Here is a 2,852-nt window from a genome sequence, read left to right as displayed (position 1 = left end):
CCCCGTCGAACTCATCGGCGGCGTCCGCTTCCCCGCCATCGGCGACCTGCCCTACCTCCTCACCCTCGCAGGCCACGGCTTCTACTGGTTCCGCCTGCGCAAGGACATGGCGTAGAAACAGATGGCATGGATAGTTGGCCTCGCGCCCCGCGAGGATCCCGCCGACGGAGTCCGCGAGGGGCGCGGGGAACTGCGCAAAAACGACAGGCGGGGGCGGTTTTCACCGCCCCGCCCTGGGCACGCATCAGTAACACCCCGCCCACCCGCGTGAGCCGGAGCGCCCCGAAGGCGAACCGAAAAAGGGGAAAGGACGCGACGCCATGTCGGAAGCCGTCACCAGCCCCGCCACCACCAGCCCGGGCCTCCTCGCGTCCCTAGATCCGCTGTTGCGTGAGTGGCTGCCGAGGCAGCGGTGGTTCGCGGGGAAAGGGCGCCCGGTGAGCGGTTTCTCGCTGGTCGCGGCGGTCGAGCTGCTGCCGTGGAACGCGAAGCTGGGGCTGCTGCATCTGCTGGTACGGGCCCATCAGCCGCTCTCCGCCGCGCACGGCGCACTGCCGCATCCCGGCGACTGCTACCAGCTCCTGATCGGTGTGCGCGAGACGCTCCCGCCACGGCTGGCGCCCGCGCTGATCGGCCACCCCGAAGAGGGGCCACTGGCCGGACGGACGGTGTACGAGGCGCTGCACGACCCGCGCGCCGCCGATCTGCTCCTGGAGGCGCTGCGGACGAGGACGCAGGTCGGCGCGCTGCGCTTCGAGCGCGACACCCGACAGGAGCTCCGAGACGATCTGGTGCCACGGGTGGTGACGGCCGAGCAGTCGAATTCCTCGATCGTCTACGGAGATACGTTCATTCTGAAGCTGTTGCGCCGGATCCTGCCGGGCGTCAACCCTGATCTGGAGCTGCCACTGGCGCTGGCCCGCGAGCACTGCCCGCGGGTGCCCGCGCCGGCCGGCTGGATGGTCGGGGACCTGGACGGCGACACGTACGTCCTGGGTGTGCTGCAGCGCTTTGTGCGCGGGGCCACGGACGGCTGGGACCTGGCGCTGCGCGAGCTGGCCAAGGGCGAGGACTTCACCGGCGAAGCACGGGCGCTGGGGCGGGCCACCGCCGAGGTGCACACGGCGCTCGCCCGTGCGCTGCCGACGGTCACGCTGGGCCACCTCCAGATGGACACGCTCGTCGACGGCATGATCGAGCGGCTGGAAGCGGCGGTCCAGGCGGTGCCCGCACTGCGTCCGTACGCACCCGGCCTGCGGTCCGCCTTCGACGCGCTCACCGAGCTGGCGGCGGAGGGCGAGACCTGGACCGCGCAGCGGATACACGGCGATCTACACCTCGGGCAGTGCCTGCGGGCCCCGGCGGGAGACTGGTCGCTGATCGACTTCGAGGGCGAGCCGTCGAAGCCGCTCGCCGAGCGCCGGCTGCCGCAGCCGACCGCACGGGACATCGCGGGCATGCTCCGGTCCTTCGACTACGCGGCGCACTCCCTCCCCGACTCTCGGCTTCTCCCCCACTCTCGGCTTCGCTCGAGCGGGGGGACCCCCATGAGCGGGGGGACCCCCATGCCGCTCGTGTCCGACTGGGCCGAAGCCTGCCGGTCCGCGTACTGCTCCGGATACGCCGAGGTCAGCGGCCGTGACCCGCGCTCCGAGCCGGTACTGCTGCGGGCGTACGAGACGGACAAGGCGATCTACGAGGTCGTGTACGAGGCCCGGCACCGGCCCGACTGGCTGCCCGTACCGCTGGCCGCGGTCCAACGACTGGCCGGCGGACTCGCGGCACCCTGATCCGCCCCACCTCACCCCGCCGAGGAGACCTCACCTGTGACATCCCGCCCGAATCCAGCCGCCCAGCAGCCGAAGAGTGCGAAGGCCAAGGCCATGAACGAGGTACCCAAGCCAGGTGTCAATCCGGAGTCCCGGCCGGTGGAAGGGCCGGTGGAGGACGCGCGGCCCACGGGGGCCGCGACAGAGCCGTCCGGGGCGGCGGCAGCGGTGCCGCCCGGAGCGGCGGCCGAGGTGCCGCCCGGTGCCGAGGTGCGCTCCCTGGCCGTACTCGATCGCGGTGACCGGGAGCGTCTGCTGGGCGGGGCACATCACGATCCGCATTCCGTACTCGGGGCGCATCCGGTGCCGGGCGGTGTGGTCTTCCGGACGCTGCGGCCGTACGCGCGGGCCGTCACCGTGGTCGCGGAGGAGCTGCAGGCTGAGCTGCACGACGACGGGGAGGGATTCTTCTCCGCCGTGCTGCCGCTGCGGGAGGTGCCGGCGTACCGACTGGTGGTGGAGTACGAGGGGACCGTCCAGGACGTCGAGGACGCGTACCGATTCCTGCCCGCCATCGGCGACCTTGATCTGCATCTGTTCGGCGAGGGGCGCCATGAGCACTTGTGGAAGGCGCTCGGTGCGGAGCCGATGGAGCACCAGGGGGTGACCGGCACCCGCTTCACGGTCTGGGCGCCGAACGCACGCGGGGTGCGGCTGGCGGGCTCGTTCAATTTCTGGGACGGCACCGCTTTTCCGATGCGGTCGCTGGGCTCCTCCGGGGTGTGGGAGCTGTTCGTGCCGGGGCTCGGCGAGGGTGAGCTCTACAAGTTCGAGATCACGCGGCCCGACGGCTCCAAGACGATGCGTGCCGATCCCATGGCGCGGCGTACCGAGGAACCGCCCAAGACGTCCTCCATCGTGACCGCCTCGCACCACGAGTGGCAGGACGAGGAGTGGCTGTCCCGCCGGGCGGACAGGCCCGCCCATGAGGCGCCGATGTCGGTGTACGAGGTCCATCTCGCGTCCTGGCGCCCCGGGCTGACGTACCGCCAGCTCGCCGAGCAACTCCCCGCCTACGTCTCC

3 protein-coding genes are annotated in these 2,852 nt (G+C 71.5%); all 3 read left to right on the top strand.

Features of this window, described 5'->3' with window-relative positions; genetic code table 11:
• Positions 1 to 115 (top strand): alpha-glucosidase C-terminal domain-containing protein (locus tag ABD357_RS34340; protein ID WP_344395138.1); only part of this gene is annotated, 115 nt, incomplete at its 5' end.
• Positions 116 to 320: 205 nt separating this feature from the next.
• Positions 321 to 1,790: a maltokinase N-terminal cap-like domain-containing protein gene (locus ABD357_RS34335; protein WP_344395136.1), complete on the top strand. Its 1,470-nt coding sequence runs from the start codon at positions 321 to 323 to the stop codon at positions 1,788 to 1,790.
• Positions 1,791 to 1,883: 93 nt separating this feature from the next.
• Positions 1,884 to 2,852 (top strand): GlgB N-terminal domain-containing protein (locus tag ABD357_RS34330; protein WP_425585130.1); only part of this gene is annotated, 969 nt, incomplete at its 3' end.

Source organism: Streptomyces vastus, from assembly GCF_039532825.1.
Taxonomy (GTDB): domain Bacteria; phylum Actinomycetota; class Actinomycetes; order Streptomycetales; family Streptomycetaceae; genus Streptomyces; species Streptomyces vastus.
Note: the sequence above shows the minus strand (reverse complement) of the source record. Positions and strands in the feature narration are given on the sequence as shown.